Source organism: [Borrelia] finlandensis, assembly GCF_000181875.2.
GTDB classification, from domain to species: domain Bacteria; phylum Spirochaetota; class Spirochaetia; order Borreliales; family Borreliaceae; genus Borreliella; species Borreliella finlandensis.
On the sequence record NC_012247.1, the window covers coordinates 1 to 26,096 of the forward strand.

Genomic DNA, 26,096 nt, shown 5'->3' on the forward strand with positions numbered 1-26,096 from the left:
ACAAATAGAACATTAAGTACAATAACCCAATATTTTAAAAAGGATGCACATTTTAATACAGAAACTAAAGCTGTTCAACTGCAATTGTTTGCACTTGAAATTTTTTATGTTTAAATAAAATACAAATAATTATATTAACAAATATTAATTAAATTTATTTTTGCCTCGCCAAATTTTACATAAATCAATTATATAAGATAAGTCACAAGTAAAAATTAAGCGGCAGGCATACCTTTCCTTGTGGACTTGTTAATTTTTTTTAAAAAAAGATATAATTTATATTATATCTTAATAATTACATTATTCATAATGATACTAGCACAACAATTTTAAATTACAAATCAAAATAAAAAAAGCCTACAAATAAAAAAATCCTTTAAAGCTTATATCTATAGACTCAAAAAATTATTAAAGCAATAATAAGTATATTATACTAATACACAGTATGGTACGCTATTATTTAAAATAAATTACAAATTATTTGAACCAGCTTCATAAAGATTTTCTGCATGCTCTTTTAAAGTGTCTTTTGTGATAAGTGCTTTTGTATTTTTTTAAAATATTTTCCTATATTATCCTCACGTTTAAAATCCATTTTTGTTTCTTTTGCATGATTTACTGTATATATGTTTGTTTTATAAAAACTAGCAGTATATTTATATACATAATAATATGAATCTATAAAAATTAGATAAGTTGAAAATATTCTACAAGTAGAGAATATGAAAAAAAATATTTTAGCAATATACTCTTAATGCTGTTAAGTTTATCAATATATGATACAAATGCTATTAATAAATTAACAAATAAAAAAAAGAAAAATTTATAAAAAATTGTAAATTAAGAAATTTGATTGATTTAATTTTGAAAGGCAATAATTATGACTAGAAAAATGTTTGCTGTTTATGCTATTCTTGCACCAACAAGTTCCTGTAAGAATTATGAAAGTAATACAGAGTTAAAAAACCAAGTTGAAGAATTTTTAGATACAAAAGAAATAGTTCAGAACATTGTTGAAGATTCGAGATTAGAAGAGATTGAAAAAAAAATTAGAAAATTAACAAATAAAACAGATGGAAAAGATAAAGAACAATTTAGGCACGAATTAGAAGAAATTAAAGATAGATCGGAAAAGAAACAAGAAACAATTAACGAAAAATCAAAAAACCTATTTAAAGATAACCTTGAACTCGGACTTACATCTATATCAAATCTTATTAACGTATTTTCTGAATTCAAAAATGAATTTGGAGAGGTTGCACATAAAGGATTTTCTTTGGTTTGTAATTTGTATTCCCATTACACATCAATCTACAAATCAAATATGGAAAGACTTGAAAATGTATTAAGTCCAACAATAGATAAAACACTCGCTCCAATAAATAAAAAAATTAATAACTTTATTGATTTGGTTAATTCGAATGAAAAAAATCTAAAAATATCTAAGAATCTAAAATTTGATGAATCAGGAACACCTATTTATAAAAACAAAAAAATATTACATAATAATGTACTTTAGATTATGACTTGCGTGCACTATAATTGCCCAGCCTAAACTTTAAATTTTTCTTTGCCGCACGGAATTTTTGATAAATCAATATTGGCCAATTATCAAAATTATCTCTATCTAATAGAGATAATAGTTTAAAAAACTCATACCATCAATACATAAATAAAATATGAAAACCTCATTTTCAAACACATTATTACCCAGCTTTACTTTAATTTTGCGGAATAGGTTGATTAATTCTTTAGACTTTTTGGGCCCTAAATTAAAAAAACTCATTTAAAATGTTTCGACTTTTGTGTGGTGACAATAAAGATATTGACTCTACAGCATTTTCTAGGTCTGTAATGGACTCATAAAACTTATAAATAACCCTTTTCATGTCTTTAAAAACACAAATTTCAACAGCATTTAATTCTAAGTATTCAAATATGTTTTTCATTATATATGAAAAATATATAACGGTTTTTATTGTTTAAAAAATTGTTAACAGACTTATATGAAATTATTTAAGCTATCCTTTACAATTCTATTATTTATTGAACACAAATATTGTAAATTGCAAACACTATATTAATAGCATTTAATTATAAATAAGAACATTTAAAACAAAGACCAAGCAGAATTTTTATAGCACTCCTTTACTTTTAATTTACTTTCTTTCATTATCATATTTAGTTACAATATCAATCAAAACATCTTTTCTATTCTGAAAAAGTTCCTTAAAAATATAACTTGCTCTTTTCATATCTTGCTTTATAAATTCATATAATTCTTTATCCCCCGTAAAAATTCTAATAAAAATATTTTTATTCTCTAATATGCTTATATTATTAAAATCAAGTGATTTTTTTTAAAAAATATATTTTTTATATTTTCCAATCCTAATTCTTTAATCTTATTAATAGATATACTACCCTCTAAAATTTTTGAGTAAAGCTTTAAGATATGTCAAACGAATTTTTAAGGTCTTTAAATCCAAAACATCTGGTTTATTTTGTTTATTTTTAGGGTGCAAGTGGCAACTTACTGTGTCAAGAACTCCCTCAAAAATGCTAAAGGACTATAATAATCTTCCTCTACTGCTAGGCCAATATAATATTAGAGAATCCCTTTAATTCTCATCAATATTTAGAGCACTTAAAACAGTGTGGGCATGTCTTCTAAATATTACAGATCTTTCGGTATTTTAGGATATCCCTTCAGTCCCCCCTTTTCGTATTTTCTATCTCATCATCCACCCCAACCCAGTAGTCATATCTTAGTAGCCTTAGCGGCAGCTGTTAGCAGCTCCCCCCTCTAATAACTCAATGATTTCTTCTATTACACTCTCAATAGCATTTTCTATATTAAGTTCTGCCATCCTCCTTTACAGCCTAACTTTCTGCATAACACCTATATCTTTAAGCAAATTATATTAAAACTAATTTTAGTTTTCTCTAATTTTTTAGCTATCTAAGAAAAATAGTTTTTCACATAAAATTTTTTTGGACCTGGTTTTAATCTAAAAGCCATCGCAACTAATTCACCAAAATGGGAAAATACTTCTTTCTAAAAATCCATCACTCACTATAACTGATTAGTAAAATACACTTTTTGGATCGTTTTTATCAGCTTTGACGACATTGTTCTTGAAATTAATAAAAACAAAAAAAGCCGCTAAAATATTACACTTGAAATCTTTTATCTTAATATTTTTGATGAGAACATAAGATATTATCTTAACTTAAAATTCATACTTTAACACACACAATCGTTAAAGTAATTTTAGCCAAAATCAATAAAATATCTTTATTTATATTTTATTGTAATTTAAACAAAATGATATATAATCTTAATTAATCATTATTATTTAATATATATATTCTTAATTAGAGGAAAGGAGAATATTTTTATGAGAAAAAATTTGTTTTTATATACATTATTAGTGGTAGAATTGTTATCTTGCAATCTAAATTCTAAATTATCTGGCAATAAAGAACAAAAAAATAACAATGATGTAAAAGAAGTTTTGAATAGTGTTAAAGAAGATACTCTTAATGATTTATATAGCAATCAAGAAGAGAAAAAGTACTTTGCTAAAAATTTTGAAGAACGGAAAAATGGGGATTTAATTGATCCTTTAGAGTCTACAGTATCTTTAAGATCACCAAAGAATAAGGTTGATATACCAAATACTACTTCAATTGAGCTTACTCAAAAAAAAGAGATAAAAAAGGGGGATTTAATTCCTTATACTAACGAAGAAAAGCAAGCAGATAAAGCAATTAAACATTTAAAAAATATTCTTGAAAACTCTAAATTTTCTGAATTAATTGGAGAAGTGTGTGCACTTAAAGATGAATGCACTTTAATAAAAACTGATTCGTATGATGTGAAGGAAAAGATTAAAAATAAAAAAATGTCACTAATGGTAAATCATAGGGAAAATAGAGATAAAATAAATCAACTAACACAATTGCAAAATAATTTAAAGATAGATATTGAACTTGATAAGCTTGTAAATAATATTGATATCGCAGAAAATATAATAAGATCTGCTGCTTTATTTTTTGATAGCGCTCAGGAAAGATTAAATGAAAGCATTATTAAAAGATTAGAGAGTAAAAATAATAAATATTATGCATTAGCATTGTCTAGACAGGCTCTAATTGACACAGAAAATGCTTTAAGCAATTTAGAATCTTTTTCTTTAAAAAAAATTGAGGTAATAGGGAAAAAAGAAGAAATAAAAAAAAATATTAACCATGCAAAAACTGTTTTAGCAAGTCTCAATAAAAAATAATTCTCCATTTATAATTTCTATGGAATTTAGGTGAAGATTAATTTGTAAAGTAAAGTGAACTACTTATTTCTAAATCAAAGATTATAAAAATAGCTTCTTATTTCATTCCATGATAGCTTTTTAGATTCTTTTTTTTGAAAAAAAAGAATGGAAAGATCCAAAAATAAAAACATAATCCACAAAATTTACTCAGGGCAATTCCTGCCTTAGTTTCTATTTCCTTATAAGAAAGATATACTAACAAAAATGATATTAATTAAAATAACATTGGAAAAATAATAACAAAAAAGCTTAGATTGCTAAACATTCCTAAAACTTATTAATGATTATTTTCATATCACTTAAAACACAAATTTCAATAGCATTTAATTCTAAATAATAAAAATAATCATATATTAATATGACATGTAATCGCAATTTTTTTAGATTTTTTTATTTTATTTTAATTAATTTTTCTAATTTACACTTTATATTGCTTGGATTCTTACAATTTTTGATTTTCTTTACATAAAAAACAAGCCTAACAGCTAAGCCTTGTTTTTTTTATAATTATCAATCAATTAAAATACCCTTTTTTTCCTATTTATTATAATATTGAAACTCTTCTTCAATATCTTTTAGCGAATTGGCTATAATTTTATTTGTCAACTTATCAGTATCAAAAACAGTGCTAACACTAGTAATATTTTTTAACCCTAAACTATTAACACAATGAAAAGCTTGTCTGCCAATTTCACCTTTTCTTTTAACCAGATCATCATCGGTCATTCCAATTGCACTTTTAAATTGTTTTTCAAACTCTTCAAATTTTTTCTTAGCCTTTTGCAAATCGCCTTCTCTTTTATCTCTTTTCTTATTTAAACTATCTTCAAGTCCCTTTAATTTATCTTCAAGCTTCTCTTTATCTTTTAGTTTTTCTTGTAATTTTCTCTTATTTCTCTTATTCCATTTTCGTGCTCACAATATGCTCTAAGAGAAGTTTTTTCACGATCCACCTTATCTATTTTATCTTCTAAGTCTTTTATTTCTTTTTCAATATCCTTTAATCTTAGATTTTCAACAACATTTCGAGCTAATTGATCTTTAGCTTAAACTTGCAACTGATCATCAACTTGTATTAATTCCTCTTTTGTATCTAAAACATCTATAAATTCTTTAATTTGCTTTTTTAAATTTTGTTATGAAATTTTTACATCTTTACTAATTTGATAATTTTTACAAGAAATTATCAGTTCAAAAACAAAACAAATAATAACATTCTTCCATTCATAGCTATCACCCCTTAAGCTTTAATTTAAAGGGAAATTAAAGATCTGATTTTACAATATTTTGTAGTTTAATTAAATGAAAAAATATAAATTCCCTAATTTAAATATAAAATAAATAAAATAAACTTCACTAATAGTATTTATTATTATATTTGATTTCGCATCAGATAAAATTTTACACTCATATCTCTTGATACAGCTTTAAATCCTACTTCCTTAATTTTATCAAGGAATATTTTACCCTCTAAAACTTTTTGATAAACTTTTTAATATCTATAGGCTTAACTTTTTACAACTTAAAAAGATTTTATAAAATCTTTAAAATTAACAAAACCAGCTATTTATATAATTCTTTTTACCTTATTTCATACAATATTTTCATTCTTTGAGTTTTATTATTAATATCATCTTTTAGGTTATATTTGAGCTATTCTTTTAAATTTTTATAATTTGCTAGTTCTTTGTTTTGATCGTCTTTTAAATTTGTCTCTTAGTATAATTTCCAAAAAGATTGATAAATACCTCTTCTTTGTCTTTTTTAGCTTTTATTTCCATTTTGAATTCCTCATTTCAAGTCCCCAGGAAGAATGTTGTTATAAAATTTAAGATATTTAATACGCTTTTTAATTCTTTATAATATTTACTATTTAAGTCCGGTTCTAAACGATTATATCAAGCAAAATTATGTCTTAAAATATTTTTATTTAAACAAAGACCCAATAAATTTCCCTTATTATCCATATCTTCATAATTAAATTAATCAAGAGCGAGGTGTGATAAATTATAGAAATATAATCATTAATTTTGTTTACACATTGATCAAAATAAACATTGCCTATTAATAAATTATAAATATTGTTTTTATCAAAATTAAAAACATATTTTTTAAAATATGAAGCTAGCACGTTTTGTGAGCCCATATCGATTGGGTAATACTTTTTTGCCCAACTTTTTAATATATAAGAAAAGAGTATTGACAGCGTACTTTTACCCACACCTCCTTTAAGATTTGCTATTGTTATGATATTTGGTTTTTTTCTATCCATTTATATATTACCCCCTTATCTTTTAATTTTTTATTATAAAATTTATATACTATAGTTTCCATTTTTTTTATATGTTCTAAATTAAAACTATAATATTTAGTATTTTCTTTGTCTTTTTTTCTTAATAATGTTCTAAGGGCCTCAATATAGCATTTAATAGAGCCTTTACTAAAGGCAAATTCTAAATAATAAAGTTTTTCTATCGCATAATATTTATTATCTTTTCTTAAAAAGAAAGGCTTTTTTAATTTATCCCATCCATATTTTATTCCTAGAAATTTATTATTTTCTTTTAAGGGAAAGAGATTAAATAAATAATATTTTTTTTATTATCAAGTTTTTGAAAAGTTAAGCTTAATTTATTGTTTTTATTAGTAATTTTAAATTTTATCAAATGTTTAAAGATTTTTGTATAATATATTTTTTTATTATCTATTTCTTCAATTCTAGAAAAAAAGGTTTTTTCTTTTGATTCTTTATTTATATTTTCATCATACTTTGTTTTTTTTTATTTATTAATTCTTTTTTTCTTTCTTTTAGTTTTTCTAGCAATTTGCTCAATCTTTGGCTCCTTCTTTAAAATTTCATTTAAAATGCTATTGGCTATATATTTTGCATGTCCACTAAAATTGGTTGTTTTATTTACTTTCCATTTAGTAGTATAAATATCTTTAAATTCCCCTGCAAGTAAGTAAAAATCTGTTTTATATGGAGCATATTCCCTCATAAAGTGGATTTTATTTTTATATCCTTTAAGTTTGCTTAAAAAAGAAAGATAAAATATCTTCTTTTTTATAATCAAATGATAAATAATTAAAAAAATCTTTGTAATTAAAAAGTGTATTTTTATAAGTTTTTTCTGGATTTTTAGACTCTTTCACTATTTTTTTTATCTCTTCGGTTATCTCTTTGGATAATTTTAATGTTTTTTCTAGAATGGTTTTTTTAATTTTTCTTTGATGGTTTTTTTTAAAAAAAATTGATTTAATAAAATTCTTTTCGTATATATTATTAGTGATATATACAGTGACATTTTTAGTGACATTTTCAGTGCTAAGATTTTCTTTTTCTTTTTTTATTTTCCTATAGAGGTCTGCCTTGGTGCTACTAAAATAATCATCGATTAACTTATATGCAATAGGGTATACCTTATATATACACAATTTTCCTTTAAACTTTCTTGGGTTATTTGAGAATGTTAGTATTTTCTTTTCAATTGCTTTTATTCTAATTAAAAATCTTAAATCCTCTCTTAAAGTTCTTATTACAGTTGGCTTATATCCTTCTTTATTTATATTTGAGTTTAGAACTCTAAGAATGTCTCCTTGATGATGAGGATGAAGTTCTTTTAGCTTTGCAAAATTAAAATCAATTTTATATATTGAAACATCATATTTTTCTTTAAAACTTTTATTTAAGTAATTAATTACTGAAACAATTTTTTTAAGCCTAGAATCCTTTGGAAGCAGCTTATTGGTATCGGTTTTATGCCTTTAGTTAAGCAAATTCAATGCCATTTTGGTCTCCTATTTATTTGCATTGATAAACACTATTATGTTTAAAATATTTTAAAATGTCAATACCTATTTTAATATTTTTGTGAAATATAGATATATTTTAATGGTTTATGTAATTATTGGTAGCTATTTAAATAATAATCCAAGCTATTCTGTAATTTGGATACATCATTAACATTGAAAGTTTTTATAAAGCTTAAGTTATCTAAGTGGTTTGAGTGATTATATTAAATATTGGGTTTTTAGCTATTTTTTCTAAAAAAACAGTATTTTTCATAATTTTAATTAATGTGAAGAGCAAGGGTATTAATATAGCTTGAGAGCTATATATTATAAAGCCAAATAAGTTGGGTAAAAGTGTATTAAAACAAAAGTTGTTTATTGCACTATACTATTTTCTTAATTATTTATAGATATACTATTTATTAAATTTTATTTTATGGTTTGTATAAGATTTAAATTTTAAATGTATCTATTTTTTTCCTTAATAATTTGTTTTTATTGCTAATTATTGTAAACTCAAATCCGTCACTTGAAAAAAGTAATAAATTTTTGATAAGCTCTTTCTAAGCTTGATCCCTTTTAGAAATTCAAAGAATTAATTACCTTATTTGACAGGATTATAACAGAAATAGGAAAATTTTATTTTAAAGTGAATTTTGGTTGCACTCAAAGTCAAGCTTAATTTAAAATTAGAGATACACACTTAATAATAATGTTATAAGAAATCATTTCGCAAAATTCTACACTCTTACAAAACTAACAATTAATATTCTGCGTTTAAACAGCTACCTAATAGGTTAATATGTTATATTAAATGTATGTCATTTACTTGTATGTAAAGCTCTTCTTTATGTAAAAAATAGCATTGGTAATTTTTGCATAAAATTTATATTGCCGTTGTTATATTTTTATCTTAACATAGTCTATTGGTTAGCATTGACAATATATAGCTATACTTGCTCACCATTTTGGTTTTAATGCATATCACAACTCTCTTAATATTTTAATAGTTTTTCCTACATCTTTAACCCCCTATATTAGGCAAACCAGGGCCAAGATTGCTTTTTTAATCTGATTTTTAAATTGCTTTCTACGTAATACTATTTTTAGGCTTTTAATCAATGTTCTTAATTGCTATTACTTTGTATGCCCCCTCTCCTTTAACAATGTTAAAATTCCTAGTATAAACAAAATTTTGCCTATTCTATGAGCATTTCTATTTCTTTCTTTGCCACCATTGACTCAATTAGCTTTATAGGGTTAGATTTTAATTCACTTGGTGCACTTTATGCTTCTATTCGTGCCCGCCTAGCTATCAAATCACTATCTCCTTTTCTTAATATATAACGATTTCTAGGCAAATTGCTTTTTAATCTCTTGATTATAGCTTCCTTTAAGGTGTCTTAAAATTTCTCAAAAGAATACTTTGAAGAAGTTCTTTCATTCAACCCACTATTAATCTTAATCCTAAATCTATCAACACTAGACCTTTCATTGCTTAATTTATTGCGCAATTGATCCAGTTTTTGTTTTTTTCCTTCTTCTTTATAAAATATCTTTCTGCTTGCATTTCTGCTATTTTATTTTTAAGTTCTGAGAAGATACTATAAAAACTAGATTTTAATTGGGCATAGTCTCTTTTTAATTTGTGTGCTTTCTCGACTAATTGAGCAAATCCAGAATCTCCAAGCAAGCTCTTTATATTTTTAATTACCCTCTCTGCTTCCTTTTCGTCATTGGTAGTTGGCACCAAATCTTCTTCTTTTATTTCCAGTTTTTATTGGGATATTTCTATTTTTTCTTGAGAATAGTATGGAAAATTAAGAATCACCGGACCACTCAATACATTATCCACATTTATAGGAACGGCATAAATTACTTTCCTTACTTCTTCTTTTATATGCTCAACAATATCTTCTTTTTCTTTCTCTTCCCCAGGTTCTTGACTACCATCCCTAAAAATTAAATTTTTTATCCTTTTGCCTTCTTCTAAATATTTTCCTCTTGCTTTGCTTAGCATTTCATTAGGAGGATTTACGCTGTATGATACCAAAAAACTCAACAATATTAACATACATGGCACTAAAAACTCTTATTTATATATTCCTCCCAATATGCCAAATTGCTTATTTTTTAATTCATAACAAAATATTAGAAATTATAGAACATTTACTATAAAATCACAAAATAAAATTTCTTAAATTGCCAAAATCATTTCAATGTATACTTCTAAAAACAACATCAACCCATCTTTCTAAAGAATAATCACATTACATTCAATCCAAACAACAATTACAAATGTATTCTATAAAGCAAAAAACATGTCCTTACACAATAGAAGCTAGCAATACTATGCAATCCTCCTCTTCTAGTAGCTTTCTTTTTGTTAAATTCATTTTGTCCAACTACTTAAATTATAATTAAAAATTGAGGCTTTACTAACAATATCATCAGAAATTATTTCACAAAATTCCACACTCTTAAATAAAATTGACTATTAATATTCTATGCTTAGACACAGCTTAATAAGGACAATAGCAACATATTTCTATTAAATGGGTGCTATATATTTTATTTCTTATATGTAATTCTCCACTTATGCAAAAAATAATATTATCTAATTTTAAAAAGACTGGAAATTATTTTTGTTTTTTAATATTGCTGAAATATTTATTTAAAATATAAACTATGTTTTTTATATAATCTTTGAAAACCATTAAGATCATAATTTATTGATGAGGTTAGTTTGTTAAAATTTTCACTCTTAAGAAATTCAATTTCTATTATTATAGATTTGTGTTTTAATGCTTTCAAAAATAAATCTTCAACATAATTTCTCAATCATAATTTTTAAAGCAATCCTAATAAACTCTGTGCGGCTTTTAAAGGTTGAATCTTTTTTATTCTACGCAGGTCCCTACAAAAATTTTTAATTTAATTCTCTTGTTATTTCTTATAACCTTATCAAAAGATAATTTAACTTTTATTTAGATGATATTTATATCATCTAATATAGAGTATTGATGATTCTTTGTAAAAGCATTGTAAACTGGGATGCCCATAATATTTTTATCATCTTTAATCTGCCTTGGCTTAGCAAACTTAAGACGGTTTGATTTTTTGTTTTCTCCTTTAAAGAAAGTAGACTTGGTTGCTTTTTTAAGGCGCTATGATTTTAATGTATTTTTGAGCTTTTTAATTTTTAACCCCACAAGCAACACAAATTACAGCATCTTTTCTTATTGGCGTATTTAAATTTGATAGATATTTAAATTCAGATTAGTAATTATAGGAATAAAGAAGTTAACAGTTTGCGTTAACAATTTATTAAATTGTTACTATAAATAGTAGCAATTTGCTATTTATTAATTTAGAGAAATGCTCTTAAAAAAATTAATAAAGATTCTTTATTTAAAAAAGCTATCAAAATATAGGAAAGATAGAAAGCTTAATATTAATATGAAAATAAAGATGAAGTTGAACATTTTAGCATATTATAAAAGCACTTAGCTATATAATTGGCATACAAAAAGAACTTGATCTTAATACTTTCAAATCTTAAAGAATTATAATGAATGAAAATATAAGTATTTAAAAATGTCACTCAGTGTTTAGTGGTTTTTAAATTACATTTTCTTTTTTTATATTTTTTCTTTTCTATAAAATTCATATTTAGACTAGAGCTCAAAAAAGACTTCTTTTTTGCTTTTATAAACAGTTTGTTGAAATAATTTTTGCTAGATATGATATATCTACAATATAGATTTAAAGTTTTTCAATAATTTTAAATTATCATCTAATAATCATGTATGTCTTATTAATGTGTTTTATTTAATCTTAATGGAATGAAATACACCAATATTAAAAGTTGAACTGAAAAAGACAATACTGCTATAAATAATTTTCTTCATAATTACACTCCTTAAGTAACGGCTAGATATATACTTATCTAATTTAGAGATTAGCTCGCTTTGACATAGCATTCTTAACATGAGCACCATTTTTACAATACTTGATTTATAAATAGTAGTTCACTTTTGTTTAGAATCTCTATATTAGCATTAAAAAAATATATTTTTTTAATGCTTGACACCCTGAGTGTTATTTATTATTCTATCCTTAATCGAATTCATTAGAAAGTTTCCTTCTGTTGGTAAATAAAAATATGATGCTTTTTTGTCTACAAGTCATTCTTCGGGTATAAATATTTTTAAACTTAAAATAAAAATAATGAATATATGGTCAATTTTTCATTTTAAGACTGGTAAAATTCATTAGGTGAGCTATGATTTGTAAATCAAAGATTATAGAAAAAGCCTTTGGTTTTTTGGGATAACTCTTTTTTAAAAAATTATAATGAAAAGATATTTTATAAATTTCTAACATCAAATTAATATGGAGTAGAACTTTAAAAATTAATTAAAGTAAAAAGAATTTTATGAAAAAAAGATATAAGTGTTATAAATATATTGTTTTTTATATCATTTTTTTATTCTTGCCTACTGGTACTAGAATCCTCAAAAAGCATTAAGAATGGAATTTTAGGCTCTGAGCCAATTATAAAAAACAATAAGAAAAATATTGAAGAATATGGTAAAAAAATATTAAAGAAGATAATAACAATACTTGTTATGTTGATGAAGAATCTAGGTTAAACGAAATAAAAGAAGGAAAAGTTTGGGAATTATTGTAGGAGGCTATGTTACATGGGCAAAATCTGGCAATTTAAGGCCTATAAAAGACAAATATAATAATTTAATTCAAAATCTTAAAGGCTTTAAGTATTCTTATATTTTTTCACCCATTCAATTAAAAACTTTATCATTATGGTTTAATTATGATTATAATATTAATGACAATAATTATACAATACTAGACAATAAAGTGCCAATAGCCAAAATAATAGCATTTGAGTCAACCAAAGGGTTTGAAGAAAAATATGAAGTTAAAAGCCTGAGGTTAATTTCTGAAGGATCGAATATTGATTTTGAGCAATACAGAGCTAGTATTGCTCAAATTGGTTTAAAAGAGGCTTCAAAAGAGTCTAGATACATTAATTCATATAATTTTGGAGTTTTAAATGATAACTTGATAAATTCTTTTAAACTTCTTTATAAAAAAATAAATGTGTCTATATGCTTGCATATCTTACCATAAAAGATGGGAAAACTAATAAAGATGAAAACTGTGAAATTGCATTAAATCAAGGCTATTTACCGATACTATTAAGCTAATATTTAATAAGTATCCAAATTTATCAAATGAGAAATTAAAGCTTTCTATTGATGAATAATGAATACCTTGGTGACATTTTTAATAAATAGATTTTTTCTTTAAAAAAATGCTAAAAACACTTTGAAAAGCAAAAAAAGATAGTAATAAAAAAATAAGTACTGTAAATTGCTAGAGTGCCTATAAAGATTAAAAAATATTTTTAAAAAAATAAAAAATATCTTGGAAATTCCGAAAAGGAAGAGATAATTTCTAGCACTATAAAATGTGGAGTATTTAGTGTATGTTATCCCCAATAATGATTAATTGACTTTTCAATATTAATCCAATAAGATATTATTGAAACATGTTATAAGAACAATACTTTTATAACTTTCTATGTAGAATACAAACGCCTTATTTCTAATTTCTTGGGTTTTTTTAAAAACACTTACTATCGCAAATTACCATATTTTCAAATCTATAAACATTATTTTCTTTAATTTTTAATTTTTAATTTTTAATTTTTTTAGTTTCTTTATTGTTTTCTTTTAAAAAGAATTTCACTAAGAATAATTTTTTCATCATTTTATAATGATGTTTTTGCTAAAATATATATTTCATTTAATGCATATAAATCTCTTTAAAATACTTAGCTAAGTTTGAATTGTTAAACTTAGCTAAGTTTCTTTATTCTTAAATAATTCTCATATCCTTTTATTAAAGATAAAATATGTTCTTCTCCTTTTTTATTTTTTAATGCTTTAAAATCACCAAGTAAAGTGATAAAATCTTCTTTGGTTAGCGAATAAAGACTAGCTACAATAAAGTCATTTTCTTTTTCTTTTTCTTTTTCTTTGAAAAATTCATCTTTGGTGTCTAATTTTAGAATTTTATTAACTTTTTCTTTGCTAAATTTAAAATGCTCTAAGTAAAGCAAATTAGAGAAATTTAAAGGATCATTTTTAGCTATTAACAAGGAAGTGTTTTTTACTAAAGTTAAGTATATCGGATTAGCTAAAATTTCTTCTTCTTCGGGTTGAGGCATAGGGCATTGATATAAACATGATTTTACAATATCAGTGCTTAAAGCAAATCTTCTTATCAAATAGTCAAAAACAAATGAATTAAAAATAGATATAATAAATAATTTTTTATAAATAGATATTGGTGCTTTCTCATAATTTATATATATTGTAGAAACACAATAACAATTTCTAGGAGACAAAGTACTAATCATGGTTCTTATATCTGTATTTCTTGCAATCCTTCTATATAATATTTTTTCTATTTAATACTGATTGTCTTTAGTTGATACTTTTTGAAAGTCATCTTTATCTATCCATAGTAATTTAGTGCTTTCTTTTCCATTTTTATCTTCAAAAAATCTTGAGTTAAACTGATGGATATTGACTCCAGAATAAAGAAATATAAAATTTTCATTATTATATTCTTTCAATAAAGATTTACGATTCTTTATACTTGGGTCTAGCCCTTTTTTAAAATTAATATATTCTTCACTAAGAATACTAAATTTACTAAACATTTTGTTAATTAAGATAAGTTCTTTACTATCTTTAAATTCAATAATTGATTCTTGAATAGGAGATAGTTTCTTGATTTGGTTTATATTTAGTTCAATTCCTTTATAAGCATTATCTTTACTATTTTTTAAATCCCTAGTTATTTCTTTTAAAATATTATCACTACTTTGAATCATGAATTTTGCTTTAAAATTCGATGTAGGAACTTTAGTATTACTAAACTGAAATATTGCAAATTTAAAAAGTGATACCACATCTTTAAATCTTTTTTGATTTTGAAATTGATAAATATAATTAAGTTTATAGTTAGCAAATATATATTTTCTTAGCAACCTAGAACTAAATTCACTCCAAAGAGCTGAAGGAACTAAATAAGTTAAATTTCCGTTTTCTTTTATTAATTTTAAATTAAATGCTATAAAATATCTAAAAAGATTAGGATCACCACCACTGGTAAAATCTTTAAAATCACTTTTATAAATATTATTAATAGTACTCATGCTATTTTTTTCTTCAATGTATTCAATGTTCAAAGGATGATTATCTTTACTAAGCATTTCTTGTTTTATTTTGTTTTGTTCTTTTATGCTTAGCTTTCTGTAATTAGGAATATGTTTTGAGAAAAACTCTGCTTCATTAAACTTGGTTTTCTCCCATGGCGGATTTCCAATTACAATATCAAATCCTTCCTGAATATCCGGAAATTCAATTCCATAATGGAAAAATTTATAGTGGCTACTTAATTTTCTAATTTTCTCCATTTTTTCATTATCTTCATTAGAAGTTTTATTACTCAAAATATTTTCAATTAAACTAATTACAGCTACAATATCACTAAATTATATATTTAAAGATTTGTCAAAAGATAATGAATAAAGTTTAATTAAAGAAAATATTATTCTTAAATTATCTATATATTCACTTTTCTCATATTCTTTGTATATCTTTTTAGATCTTTCGATATCTTCCTTGGTGGTATCGTTAATACCTTTAATTTTTTGATAACTATCTTCTAAAATAGTTGTAATTTCCTTAATTCTTTTTTTAAATAAAGAAAATCCACTTTCAAATTTCTTTTTTGCAATATCAAAAAATTCATCTTTAGTATATCCCAAGAGAGCATTTCCCACTTTTATATGATGCTCAATAAAGCTTGGTGGTGTTCCAAAAACAAAGGTATTTGTCCATAAACCTAGCATGGTAATTTCAACCGAAATAGGATTAATATCGATACCATAAATACACCTCTTTAGCAGCATTCTTTTAAGCACCAATTCTTTACTTATACTATCTTGAACATCATACTCTTCACTTTCTTTAAGAATAATCCCACATTCTTTATAAAGCTCTTTTTTTACATCTTCAAATTTATCTAGCTGATACCATACTTTTTCTGTTAAGTAATCTAGACAAGAAATTAAAAAATACCCTGATCCACAAGAATTATCAATAATTTTTATATCTAAAGGGGATTTGGTTTTAAGCTGCTCTTCAATTGATGATATGACCATAAAATCAGTTAAGCCATCTGGAGTATAATATGCTCCACTTTTCTTTCTATCAAGTGATCTAGATGTAAGATAAATATTTCCTTTAAGATATGTAGCAATTTTGTTTACTTTATTGTTTTCAAGCTCTTCTTCAGTACGAATGAGATAAATCCCGTCTTAAATAATACGATGAACAGTGGTATCTGCAATTCTTAGGTCATATTCAAGTAGAGTTTCGTATAATTCTCCAAAGCTTTTAGGATCTAATCTTGAATATTTTACAAATTTTTTATCTTTAATATTTTTTTCTTCAAAGAAAAGTATTTTAACTAGTATTTCTTCAATCTCACTAATACTGAGTAAACTTTCATTATTTAAATATTTAGTCTTATCTTGTGCAAATAATCCCCCATTAAATATAGGAAACTTTATTGCATCACTTCCTTTATCAAGCAAATTGAAAATTATTATTATTTTTTTATACCCTAATTTCTTTTTTGTATTTTCATCATAAAAAAAATATCTAAAAGATACAGAAGATCTGTATAATTTATTTTCTTCTAATATTTTCTTAAATATGTCGTTATCTTCAATATATGCAATAAAAAATATTCTTAAAATAAAAAGAATTGATTCTTCAAGAATGCTAGCTAAAATATGCTGAGTAATTTTTTTGTCTGATAATTTAAATTCTTTGTCATATATATTTTTTGCAATTTTAAATACTATAGAGTCATCAGGCTTCTCATAGAGTATTTCTCTTAAGGTTTTTTTAATTATCTCTTTTTCTTTGGCTATTTGTTCTTTTCCGACTTCTATTATATTGCTTGTCTTTAGGTATCTTTCTTTTCTTACAAGGTAGCTAAATAAAACAAACCATTCTTGTTCTTGATACTCTTCTTTTCTTTTAATTTTAGAAAAATTAAATTCAATATATCTTTTTTCTCCATAAAGCACTTTCGATTTGTCATATAATCTCCACACTTTTCCATTTGAGAGTATTCCATAATGTTTTTGATATTGATTTAGATATCTATATAGCCGATCTTCTGCTTCTTTCACTTTGTCTTTAGCATCAAAACTAAATGATGGACGCTTGACTTCTGCTATAAGTAAGATATCTTCAGCTGGAATAGGCTCATTATTTTTTTTAGCTTTTTCTAATTTATTATTAAAATCTATTTTGTCTTTATTATTTTCAAAAAGCAGTATATCTACCCTAGAGTTTATTTTCTATTTGCCCACATTTTTGCTGTTCCACTGAATAATTTAGCTCTTCAAATATAGATTTTAGTAAAGACTCTATATTTGCCTCTGTTGAATTATCGTTTATTGAAAAAAAGTTTATTTGTTAAAAAAATGAAAAAATCTTTTAGCTTATTAATATTTTCTTTTTTTATAAAGTCTTTTGACAATTCTTTATAAAGAGGTATATTTGGATCATTTGTTTTTACAATTTCATTAGCTTTCATTATTTATGCCTACAAAAATCATTTGTGTTGTTTTCAAATCTTTTTAGCTTTTCTTAATGTTCTCAAAATGTTCACAATATGCCTAAAGATTGGTTTTTTAATTTTAAAACTAATCTTTAGGCAGGTCAACTAAAACTTGTTTTAATATTTGTTTGATTTTTTTATTTGTTCTATCCCTAGAATAAGATTGTTTAAACCTATTTATAGCTTTTTCTTTATATTTCTCAACTAAATCAATTTTATACGAATCCTATTGTATTGAATACTTAAAAATTCGATTTAAATAACTATCATCTACAAAACAAGTGATTCCCTTAAGATTCATAAATATAATTAGGGGGTATCAATTTATTTTTTATAGGCATAATATAATATTAAGAGCGTCTAAAAAAAACTTTTTTCTGTAATCTCAACTTTTCTTAAATACCTTCTAATTTGCTGAACATAAGCAAAAAAAGCTTTTATGTTTTTCATCTTTAAAATAATAATTGTCTAGTATTTTGTTAATTTATTCCTTAGAAACATCTTGTTCAGAATTATGAAAGTAGTAAAGATGTAAAAAATCCTTGAAAGAACTTATCAGTACAAAAACCATGCAAATAAATATTTTTTTGTTCATAATTATTCTCTACAAAATTAAAAAATAAATCAAAGTTCTTCATTTACAATTTTTTATTAAGCAGCAAAGCTAAAAAAGCCAACAAGCCCAAATATTTATTAAAATGTAAAAATAAACTTAAAAAATACCAGGAAGAGCTATTAAAAAACAAAAAGGGCCTATTAATATAATTAATCTAGATTAAGAACTGCCAAGCCACATAAGAAAATTTCATATCAAAGAAAAGGCCTTTCACATAAATTATCTTATTGCTTTATATCTAAATATAAAAACATAGTAATAGGAAACTTATCAATATAAGATATTTAAAGGGGATTTTAATTTAAAGCCCAATATTTATACTGGGTCTCACAAAATTTACATTTTAAAATGAAAAAACCCTTTTCCGAGCATCTTTTCGACATTAAACTAGGCAAAATAAACTTAAGCCTATTAGAAATAATAGATGACCATTAATCAAGCATTAAAGTCAACAAGCTTTGAAAATTTATTTATTCCTTTTCTTTTTAGAATTATCATATTTAATTATGATCTCTGACAAAATATTTTTTTTATTTTTAAAAATCTCCTCTAAAATAAAATAAACCCTTTTAGTATCTTTTTTACAAAAATCATATAATTCATTATCTTTTATTAAAATTCTAATTGGGGTATTTTTTTTGTTGCTTTTATTCATATTTTTTTGATTTATTTCTAACAACCTTTGTTTTTGTATGGCATGATATATGCTATTAAAACCCACTTCCTTAATTTTATCAATAGAAATAATCCCTTCTAAAACCTTTTCATAAACTTTTAAATATATATAAGCCTGAGTTTTTGCAATTATAAAAGATTTTATAAATTGTTCAAAGCTTTTAAAACCATCGTATTTATAAAGTTCTTTTTGTTTAATTTCATATAGAATTTTCATTCTTTGAATTTTATTGTCAATATCATCTTTTAAATTAAGCTTCAATTGGTCTTTTAAATTATTATAAATTATTAAATTTTCATCTTGATTGTTATTTAAATTTTGACCTTTATCAATAAAATCTTCAAATCTATCATTTAAAATCATCTCTTTTTTATTTTGTTTTTTCCTCATTTTGTCCTCTTGTATTTATTTTTTTAAAGTATGTACTTCTATATATTTAACTATTAATTCAAATCTAAAAATAAATTTAAACTAATAATATAAGATAAAAAAAGATATACGATAAATCTAATATTGCTAATCTGTGAACAAATATTGACACAAAGTTTAATTTATGTCAATATCTAGTTTTGGATAAAAAATAATTGCTACTAATAATAAATAATATCGTTCGGCTCCGAACGATATAAAACAACATTAAAAATACTTTTTGTTTAAAAAAAATCAATGCCTCTTGGCTTAAATATTCTGAAAAATAGTTTTTAACTTTAATTTTAACAGGCATTGAAATTTATTATTTTATATATTATAGTTTTAACTATAAAATTAATAATTAAATACACATTAAACCAGAAGGCAAAAAATGAAAGCTATTGTATCTAATCATAACTGCCAAATTAATACTAACAAACTACTTCCAAAAAACCGCAAACTTAAAAAATAATTTCATTTATTATTTACTTAAATAAAGAGTTTGAAAAAAAATATAATATATTAATACATAGAATTCATTTTAACTTTAAAAAGCTAAAAGAAGCGTTCCCATAATCGTATTCCGTTCATCTTTCTCAAAAAACGCACTGTTGAGAAGTTTCGTTCTATTCGTTTTAGATTTTTCCTCAACCGCTTTTTTAGCAAATCCTAAAAGTCCTCCTGCTGCTTTACTCATAGCGTTGCCAATGATATTTCCTAGAGCACTGCCTATTGCAATTTTGGCAACAAGTCCTTTTCCTTGAGAGGCTGCTAGCATTTTACTTTTTACTTTTGATTCTTTTGCAAGTTCTTTGTATTCAAGACGTCTTTTGTCTTTATCAGACATTAAAGATCTTCTGAAAGCCTCTTTTCTAGCTTTCTCAAACCCCATACCCTGTTTTACAAGTTTTTTAGTTTGTGTAAGTCTATATTTCTCAACACGCTCTCTTAAACTTTCAAATTTAGATTGTCTGCTTAGTTCTTTTTTCTTGTCCGACAAATTATTTTTTACAATATCTTTAGTACTACCTAAACTAGATTTTTTAGGTTTAAGATACTTTTCCATTTTGGTAATATCTTGTTCAATAGCCTTTTTTGTTGCAGCATGATCAAGAATGCCCTTAAATTTAATGGTGAATTTGTCGCTCATTGAGCCCTCATTTGCTTAAAATTAATTCATACAATTCTTTTTCTAATTTAATCTCAGCAACTCTATTGGCCTCTAAAAGCTCGTCATAAGGCAATTTTTTAACAGAGTCGTATGAGCAAATATTCATAATTACTGGAAAAAAGTATTTGTCGTTCTTTATCTCGTCAAGCAAGTTAAAATACTTTTTTCTAGTCTCATTAAGACTTGCAATAGCTTTATCAATATCTTTATTTATTTTGCTCATTTAGCAACCAGTTCATTAGAATTTGATGTAACTAATGAAAGTGAAGTGACTACTTTTTCATAATCAAAATTTTCATTGATATAGTCAAAACTAACAAAATCACCAACATTATTTTCATACTCACTCAAATATACTAAAGCGGGGGTTTTTAGATCATTATCTATGTGAAAAGTATTGAATTGTGCAGTGTAAATTATTGCAACAAGATAGTCTTTATAATAAGAAATAAATTCTCTATTTTGATCCAAAATCACATAGAATTCATCTAGAAATTTTGAACTTATCATTAAGCTTGTAATTTCTCTTAGGTATTTAACCTCATTAAGTTTAAAAACAGCGTCGCTTTGATTAAATCCCAGCACCTTGTCCCATTCATAGACCGACAATACTCTAAGTGGGTATTCATGGGTTTTATTTTTAGTTAAAATTTTCATTTTATATCTCATTATCATGAAGAGACTCTCCTTTTAATTTTTATTTGGGTTGGTTTTTTGGCAATTAATGGCTCTAATTTCAAAAGTAACTTTTTCGGCTTCTGCTGAACAACTTCTTGATGGCTCTTCAGTAAAAATTGCGTAGTTAGTAATAATTTTGGTAGCAATTCTATCATTGAATACTAAATCAAGCATTTTATCATATTTGCTAACATCCATATTATAAAACTGATCGTCTGAAATTTCAGTTAACAAAATATAGTCATAACTACCTAGAGTAACTTCAATATTGAAAATATAAGTTATGGTTTTAGGATCCCTCAAGCTTATTACGGGCATTCCCTTGTCTTCATTGCTAACCACTGCTCTTGTTGTAGGCTCACTTGTAAGCTCTAACTTACCACTATGCAGTTGTCTGTCACCGATTGAAAAGTAAACTTCGCGTAAATCATAAAATTGCATAATTTTTCACTCCTTATACCCTTAAGCTATTTTGATAATCAACTATATCTTGAGAAGTAATTACTAAAGCAACAGTATTAATACTAAAGTTATAAGTAATATTCACACTAAGTTCCAATTTAAGATTTGAAGATGGAGATAAAATCAGTTTTAAATCTTTATACTGAATAATTAATCCCCTATCAACGAACCTTTTTAACATGCACTCAATTGCAGAAGTATATGCATTGTCCCTAGCCCCACTAAGTTGCAGTTCAGATAATTTGCTATTTTGCCTATTGTTTTTGTTCCAAATTCGAATAAGCTCAATAATGGCCTCGTTTTTTATATAATGATACGTAAAAAGCTCGTCTATTGAATTTCCAGCTAGATCAACCCCCTCTTTAAAAGCAGGCATACCATCAAGACCAGCTTCATTAAGAAGTGAGTAAAAGTTGATTTTTGCAGTCCTTAACTTTCCAATTAGAGTGTCATCAACAAGTGGTACAGCAGCCAATAGCATACCATAAGGATTAACAGAATGAGAAATACTTGCTTGATGCAAATATGCACTTATAAATTTAAGATGCAAATTGTCTTTATTGTTAGAATAAACAACAATATTTCTTGTTTTATCAGCATTACTTTTACCATTATTGAAAATTCCTTTTATTTCTTGTTCTTTGGTTGAAAATACAAAAAAAGCTGAGATCATTTTGAACTTATCATAGTCGTCCTTATAAACAGTTAATCCATCATCCAAATCCCCATTGTCACTTTGGGTATTAATAAGCACAACAAAAGAGTGCCTATGTTCCTTAAGGTAATTTTTTAGTTTTTCAGGCTTATCCTTATAGATAAAAAGCACAGCTGATTTTAAGGACTCTTCACTTGAATTGAAAAAATCAGACATTGCGGTTTTTAGTAGCGTTTTTTCTTTTTCAAACTGATTATTACTATCTCCAGTATCTTTTTCTAAAGTTTCAATTTGTTGTTCATAGTTATTAACAGTTAAACTCAATGTTTTATAGTTAGCAGCATCTTTATTAACTTTGATTTTAGCTGTTTTGTAGACCAAAAGTGGATTATAATAATTGGGCCTGCTAGTTTGAATCCTAGAAGTAACTAAACTTACACTAATTGTATCTTGTGGCAATTTGGTATCCCCCTTTTAAAATTTCTGTTGCTTTTACACTAGCATTGAATGCTCCAGATGCGCTGTATGCATGGTTGCTATACTTTGTACCTAAATTAATCAGTCCAACTGTTTGCATATTTGATACTGGGTAAATGTAAAAGCTTATTTTAGTAACATATTCAGATTGATGTGGATTAGACAACGTATAATTGTGTGTTTTTTTATGCATAAACTCGCTAAGCAGTCCATATAGTACCAACATGCGTGAATTTGCATCAAAATCCCTATCATTCAACACTATTGCAATAACATATATTTGAAAATTTAAACTAAACTCCAAAGCATTATCATAGAATGCACCAGTTTTAGAGTTATGATCAAATAGATTTTGTGTACCATCAAATTTGAACGCTATTATATTAGGACTAGCAGTTGTAATCTTTGAAAGATATGGATGGTTGTAAGTATTTATAATATCGCATTCAAAATCATTTAAAGCAGCATATGACTTAAATCCTTGAAATATTTTAAGTAAATAATTCACGATTATATCTAAAGTCACAATCATTCAAGCACCTTATAAGTTAGTTCTGATAACATTTTAGATGTGTCAACAAGTGGGATTGATGCGGTGCTGCTACCTTTTTGAAATTTGCTTTTGATTGTATTATCCTTTAAACTCGGCACAACTTGCCCCGATAGTACATAATTCTCATAGTATCTGATAAAAGCTTCTCCGATGGCATGCATTCCGGATTTAGGATCAATATTAAACTTAGAATTTATATAACTGTTATTGATATATTCTCTAAATTCAGCGCTACCAGCAATTTTGGTTAAATGTTTTCTTATCGGTAATTTAGTGCTCCCTTTTTCATGCATTCTAGCAATATTGGAACGACCCCCAAACCAGCCAATTTCTAAGTGAATACTTATCTTTAAGTCGTCCATATAAATTCCTTTAAGACAAGAGTGAAGTACCTAATTGAAGAGTCAATGCTAAATATTTCACAATAAACTAAATCTGAAATTGATATTCTATCTTTTAGTTCATAGTTGAGATTTGCATATGTGTAAAGTTTAGAATACCCTTGAATATCAGACATATTAGAGTCGTAAAGCATTGCAAGTTCTTGTGGTTTTATATCAATAATAACCCCAAGAAATTCAGTGTACTCATTTTTGTTAAATATTCGTTGATAAGACTCATCTCCTTCAAGTTTTATAATGTTTACTTTATAGAACCTTAAGGGCTCAGGATCCTTAAAAACATTAATCATGCGTAAAGACATATCTGCTAGTCTTTTTCTAATACCACTCATTAGACAACCCCCATACAAGATGGTGTTGAAGTATCTCGCTTAAGCTTTTCTAAAAATGAATCAAGCTGCAAGCAGAGGTTTTTACTTGATGCACAACTTTCACTGCCTTCTTCTACTCCTTTACCACCTGGATAATAGTCAAGCTCAAGCTCATTGAATTTTTCTTTTTTTATTCTTTCAAATTCAAATTCACGAACAATCCCTTGCTTTCTTAATTGACAACCCATGTGGTAGAAGGTAAGCAAAAATATTTGTTCATATGTAAGTGAACTAGCTAACAACCCGCCTAAAACAAAATCAATATATGAATGAGCAATATCGGTTGAATCTCTATCAACTTGTTCATTCGGAGTAGGCAACATGTACTTACTAGGCTTGAACTTAATAAGCTCCGGATTCAACGGATAGACGAGTATTTGGTGTTTTAGTAAATTTGAAGTTTCAATGTAAACATCTTCTCTATTATTAATGGCTTTAATAGTCTGGATCAAAACATCTTCCCATTTCTCACAACTAATCGGAGGAAATTGATCTGAAGAGCATGGTTTTACCAATTTCAATGAAGTTGTAGGGTCAACTATTACCATCATAGGTGTAGAAAATTCATCGCCCAGCTCTAGTTTTGAGAGTCCTGTGTCAACCTTTTCAAATATTTTATCCATCTTATCCTTATTACCATTTTGAACTTCTTCTTTTACTTGATCTGGCATGTTAAGAAGTCCATACATATTAGGGAGTAGACGTTTTTGATTTTTACCATCTTTTTGAATTGAAACAGTGCCTGTGAGAACAAAGTGATTAATAAGTTTGATAATTTCGCTACTTGCAAGTTTATAAGCTTGAGCAAAAGGCAGTAGATTGTTATTAATGTCGCCAATATACGAATCTGAAGTATAAAATTTTTCAGAAGATTGTTTTAAATGTCTAAACTTGTATTGTAATTTTAAGTAGTTAAGCCTCACTACTTCAGAACTAAATCCAATAGTTGAGATAGTATTAACTTCATTGGCAATAGTTGTAGGGTTAGCATTTAGAAATGCATCCCATTTTACAGTCCTTTGATAACCCATTTGTAGATCAACATCTTCAATTTGTTCGGGAAAGAACCATTTATACATTATAGGATCTTTTACTTCTCCTATAATATTTACTACTGCTTTTGCATAATAATTTTCATCAAATAATTCCATTTTTATCTCCTAAAACTAATTATTTTTGTACAGCCTTATTTCCAAATACTGCTACCTTTACCAAATAAACATCATTGCTAATTTTCTTTGCATCAGACAATACTATTGCATTAATAGTTGCCTTATTTGGGGGTTCAGAACCATTAATTTTTTCCAATTCTCTATCCTTATTAAAAAAGAGTTTATCTTTTGCTTTAACACCATTTTCTTTTGCTACTAAGTAGCCCTCAAAGTTATTTGTAATTAGGATAATAGTAGCTGTTTTGCTAAACTCGTCTATATCAACACATATTCCGTATAAGTCTTCACCACCACCGGTCTCAACATAAGGCTCATAGTGAATTTCATTTTCTTTTTCTTCTTGAATAACTCTTTTGACCCCGCGCTTGTACGGATACCCCAAAAATGGATGATTTTCCAGTTTGTCAAACTTGCTGGTTCTAGTACCTCCAGAAGCAAAAAATTGCACGTTTTTGTCTCTAAACTCTAAAGAATTGCTAAGCAAACCAGCATAATGCTGTGGATTTTTCATAAACTTTTCCAGTTTATTACGACTTTCTTGATAATCTTTTACTAATTGTGTTGTATTTGCCATTCAATTACCTCC

At 25.5% G+C, this 26,096-nt stretch carries 17 protein-coding genes and 7 pseudogenes; 3 read left to right on the forward strand and 21 right to left on the reverse strand.

Annotation, left to right across the window (positions count from 1 at the left end):
• Window positions 1-1,147: 1,147 nt before the first annotated feature.
• Window positions 1,148-1,519: a BlyB family putative holin accessory protein gene (locus tag BSV1_RS04555; protein ID WP_039949649.1), complete on the forward strand. Its 372-nt coding sequence runs from the start codon at window positions 1,148-1,150 to the stop codon at window positions 1,517-1,519.
• A gap of 108 nt (window positions 1,520-1,627) precedes the next feature.
• Here BSV1_RS04555 and BSV1_RS07265 read toward each other — a convergent pair whose 3' ends face one another.
• The 3 genes from BSV1_RS07265 to BSV1_RS07665 form a co-directional block, all read right to left on the reverse strand.
• Window positions 1,628-1,786: a P52 family lipoprotein gene (locus BSV1_RS07265; RefSeq protein ID WP_245532222.1), complete on the reverse strand. Its 159-nt coding sequence runs from the start codon at window positions 1,784-1,786 to the stop codon at window positions 1,628-1,630.
• Window positions 1,773-1,949 (reverse strand): hypothetical protein, encoded by a 177-nt coding sequence (locus tag BSV1_RS07270; RefSeq protein ID WP_012672576.1) that lies wholly within the window; start codon window positions 1,947-1,949, stop codon window positions 1,773-1,775. Before BSV1_RS07270 ends, BSV1_RS07265 begins: the two co-directional genes overlap by 14 nt.
• A 210-nt stretch (window positions 1,950-2,159) precedes the next feature.
• Window positions 2,160-2,336 (reverse strand): hypothetical protein, encoded by a 177-nt coding sequence (locus BSV1_RS07665; RefSeq protein WP_483756801.1) that lies wholly within the window; start codon window positions 2,334-2,336, stop codon window positions 2,160-2,162.
• Window positions 2,337-3,401: 1,065 nt separating this feature from the next.
• Between BSV1_RS07665 and BSV1_RS04570 the strand changes: the two genes are divergently transcribed.
• Window positions 3,402-4,292, forward strand: coding sequence for a P12 family lipoprotein (locus BSV1_RS04570; protein WP_012672577.1), 891 nt, complete (start codon window positions 3,402-3,404; stop codon window positions 4,290-4,292).
• 579 nt (window positions 4,293-4,871) lie between these two features.
• Here BSV1_RS04570 and BSV1_RS07275 read toward each other — a convergent pair.
• From BSV1_RS07275 to BSV1_RS04605, 6 genes and pseudogenes are all read right to left on the reverse strand, one after another.
• A complete protein-coding gene (locus tag BSV1_RS07275; protein WP_012672595.1) occupies window positions 4,872-5,120 on the reverse strand; it encodes a hypothetical protein in 249 nt (82 codons plus the stop codon).
• Window positions 5,121-6,264: 1,144 nt separating this feature from the next.
• On the reverse strand, window positions 6,265-6,606 hold the full coding sequence (locus BSV1_RS04585) for a ParA family protein (RefSeq protein ID WP_012672614.1): 342 nt from the start codon (window positions 6,604-6,606) through the stop codon (window positions 6,265-6,267).
• Window positions 6,579-7,167: pseudogene (locus tag BSV1_RS04590) on the reverse strand (DUF226 domain-containing protein). The gene BSV1_RS04585 and the pseudogene BSV1_RS04590 overlap by 28 nt, the downstream one beginning before the upstream one ends.
• Window positions 7,115-8,075: pseudogene (locus tag BSV1_RS04595) on the reverse strand (plasmid maintenance protein). The pseudogenes BSV1_RS04590 and BSV1_RS04595 overlap by 53 nt, the downstream one beginning before the upstream one ends.
• A 1,454-nt stretch (window positions 8,076-9,529) precedes the next feature.
• Window positions 9,530-9,900 (reverse strand): annotated as a pseudogene (locus BSV1_RS04600) (P12 family lipoprotein).
• 3 nt (window positions 9,901-9,903) lie between these two features.
• A complete protein-coding gene (locus BSV1_RS04605) occupies window positions 9,904-10,200 on the reverse strand; it encodes a hypothetical protein (RefSeq protein WP_039949638.1) in 297 nt (98 codons plus the stop codon).
• A 2,377-nt stretch (window positions 10,201-12,577) separates the two neighbouring features.
• Between BSV1_RS04605 and BSV1_RS04610 the strand changes: the two are divergent.
• Window positions 12,578-13,419: pseudogene (locus tag BSV1_RS04610) on the forward strand (S2/P23 family protein).
• 594 nt (window positions 13,420-14,013) lie between these two features.
• Here the strand turns inward: BSV1_RS04610 and BSV1_RS06450 are convergent.
• From BSV1_RS06450 to BSV1_RS04685, 12 genes and pseudogenes are all read right to left on the reverse strand, one after another.
• Window positions 14,014-17,843 (reverse strand): annotated as a pseudogene (locus BSV1_RS06450) (Eco57I restriction-modification methylase domain-containing protein).
• 1,106 nt (window positions 17,844-18,949) lie between these two features.
• Window positions 18,950-19,549, reverse strand: coding sequence for a chromosome replication/partitioning protein (locus tag BSV1_RS04635; protein ID WP_012672565.1), 600 nt, complete (start codon window positions 19,547-19,549; stop codon window positions 18,950-18,952).
• A 589-nt stretch (window positions 19,550-20,138) separates the two neighbouring features.
• Window positions 20,139-20,720 (reverse strand): annotated as a pseudogene (locus BSV1_RS04640) (DUF759 family protein); the annotation flags it as partial.
• 7 nt (window positions 20,721-20,727) lie between these two features.
• A complete protein-coding gene (locus BSV1_RS04645; protein ID WP_012672568.1) occupies window positions 20,728-20,964 on the reverse strand; it encodes a DUF1322 family protein in 237 nt (78 codons plus the stop codon).
• Window positions 20,961-21,416 (reverse strand): DUF1473 family protein, encoded by a 456-nt coding sequence (locus tag BSV1_RS04650; RefSeq protein WP_012672593.1) that lies wholly within the window; start codon window positions 21,414-21,416, stop codon window positions 20,961-20,963. The genes BSV1_RS04645 and BSV1_RS04650 overlap by 4 nt, the downstream gene beginning before the upstream one ends.
• A 15-nt stretch (window positions 21,417-21,431) precedes the next feature.
• Window positions 21,432-21,860, reverse strand: coding sequence for a DUF1463 family protein (locus tag BSV1_RS04655; RefSeq protein WP_012672596.1), 429 nt, complete (start codon window positions 21,858-21,860; stop codon window positions 21,432-21,434).
• A gap of 13 nt (window positions 21,861-21,873) precedes the next feature.
• The gene (locus BSV1_RS04660) at window positions 21,874-22,995 is read right to left on the reverse strand and encodes a DUF787 family protein (protein ID WP_012672599.1); all 1,122 of its coding nucleotides are present in this window, start codon (window positions 22,993-22,995) and stop codon (window positions 21,874-21,876) included.
• Complete coding sequence (locus tag BSV1_RS04665) at window positions 22,976-23,545, reverse strand: DUF764 family protein (protein WP_012672594.1); 570 nt, start codon at window positions 23,543-23,545, stop codon at window positions 22,976-22,978. Before BSV1_RS04665 ends, BSV1_RS04660 begins: the two co-directional genes overlap by 20 nt.
• Window positions 23,542-23,928: a hypothetical protein gene (locus BSV1_RS04670; RefSeq protein WP_012672600.1), complete on the reverse strand. Its 387-nt coding sequence runs from the start codon at window positions 23,926-23,928 to the stop codon at window positions 23,542-23,544. Before BSV1_RS04670 ends, BSV1_RS04665 begins: the two co-directional genes overlap by 4 nt.
• Window positions 23,916-24,299 (reverse strand): DUF1506 family protein, encoded by a 384-nt coding sequence (locus tag BSV1_RS04675; protein WP_012672603.1) that lies wholly within the window; start codon window positions 24,297-24,299, stop codon window positions 23,916-23,918. The genes BSV1_RS04670 and BSV1_RS04675 overlap by 13 nt, the downstream gene beginning before the upstream one ends.
• Window positions 24,299-24,592, reverse strand: a pseudogene (locus BSV1_RS07160) (DUF3890 domain-containing protein); the annotation flags it as partial. The gene BSV1_RS04675 and the pseudogene BSV1_RS07160, both read right to left, overlap by 1 nt.
• 916 nt (window positions 24,593-25,508) lie before the next feature.
• Complete coding sequence (locus BSV1_RS04685) at window positions 25,509-26,084, reverse strand: DUF228 domain-containing protein (RefSeq protein ID WP_012672574.1); 576 nt, start codon at window positions 26,082-26,084, stop codon at window positions 25,509-25,511.
• Window positions 26,085-26,096 lie beyond the last annotated feature (12 nt).

Excerpts from the sequence above, each read along its gene's own strand:
- BSV1_RS07265 (WP_245532222.1), bottom strand. The coding sequence starts at position 1,786 with ATGAGTTTTTTTAATTTAGGGCCCAAAAAGTCTAAAGAATTAATCAAC.
- BSV1_RS07270 (WP_012672576.1), bottom strand. The coding sequence starts at position 1,949 with ATGAAAAACATATTTGAATACTTAGAATTAAATGCTGTTGAAATTTGT.
- BSV1_RS04570 (WP_012672577.1), top strand. The coding sequence starts at position 3,402 with ATGAGAAAAAATTTGTTTTTATATACATTATTAGTGGTAGAATTGTTA.
- BSV1_RS04585 (WP_012672614.1), bottom strand. The coding sequence starts at position 6,606 with ATGGATAGAAAAAAACCAAATATCATAACAATAGCAAATCTTAAAGGA.
- BSV1_RS04605 (WP_039949638.1), bottom strand. The coding sequence starts at position 10,200 with ATGTTAATATTGTTGAGTTTTTTGGTATCATACAGCGTAAATCCTCCT.
- BSV1_RS04635 (WP_012672565.1), bottom strand. The coding sequence starts at position 19,549 with ATGAGGAAAAAACAAAATAAAAAAGAGATGATTTTAAATGATAGATTT.
- BSV1_RS04645 (WP_012672568.1), bottom strand. The coding sequence starts at position 20,964 with ATGAGCAAAATAAATAAAGATATTGATAAAGCTATTGCAAGTCTTAAT.
- BSV1_RS04650 (WP_012672593.1), bottom strand. The coding sequence starts at position 21,416 with ATGATAATGAGATATAAAATGAAAATTTTAACTAAAAATAAAACCCAT.
- BSV1_RS04655 (WP_012672596.1), bottom strand. The coding sequence starts at position 21,860 with ATGCAATTTTATGATTTACGCGAAGTTTACTTTTCAATCGGTGACAGA.
- BSV1_RS04665 (WP_012672594.1), bottom strand. The coding sequence starts at position 23,545 with ATGATTGTGACTTTAGATATAATCGTGAATTATTTACTTAAAATATTT.
- BSV1_RS04670 (WP_012672600.1), bottom strand. The coding sequence starts at position 23,928 with ATGGACGACTTAAAGATAAGTATTCACTTAGAAATTGGCTGGTTTGGG.
- BSV1_RS04675 (WP_012672603.1), bottom strand. The coding sequence starts at position 24,299 with ATGAGTGGTATTAGAAAAAGACTAGCAGATATGTCTTTACGCATGATT.
- BSV1_RS04685 (WP_012672574.1), bottom strand. The coding sequence starts at position 26,084 with ATGGCAAATACAACACAATTAGTAAAAGATTATCAAGAAAGTCGTAAT.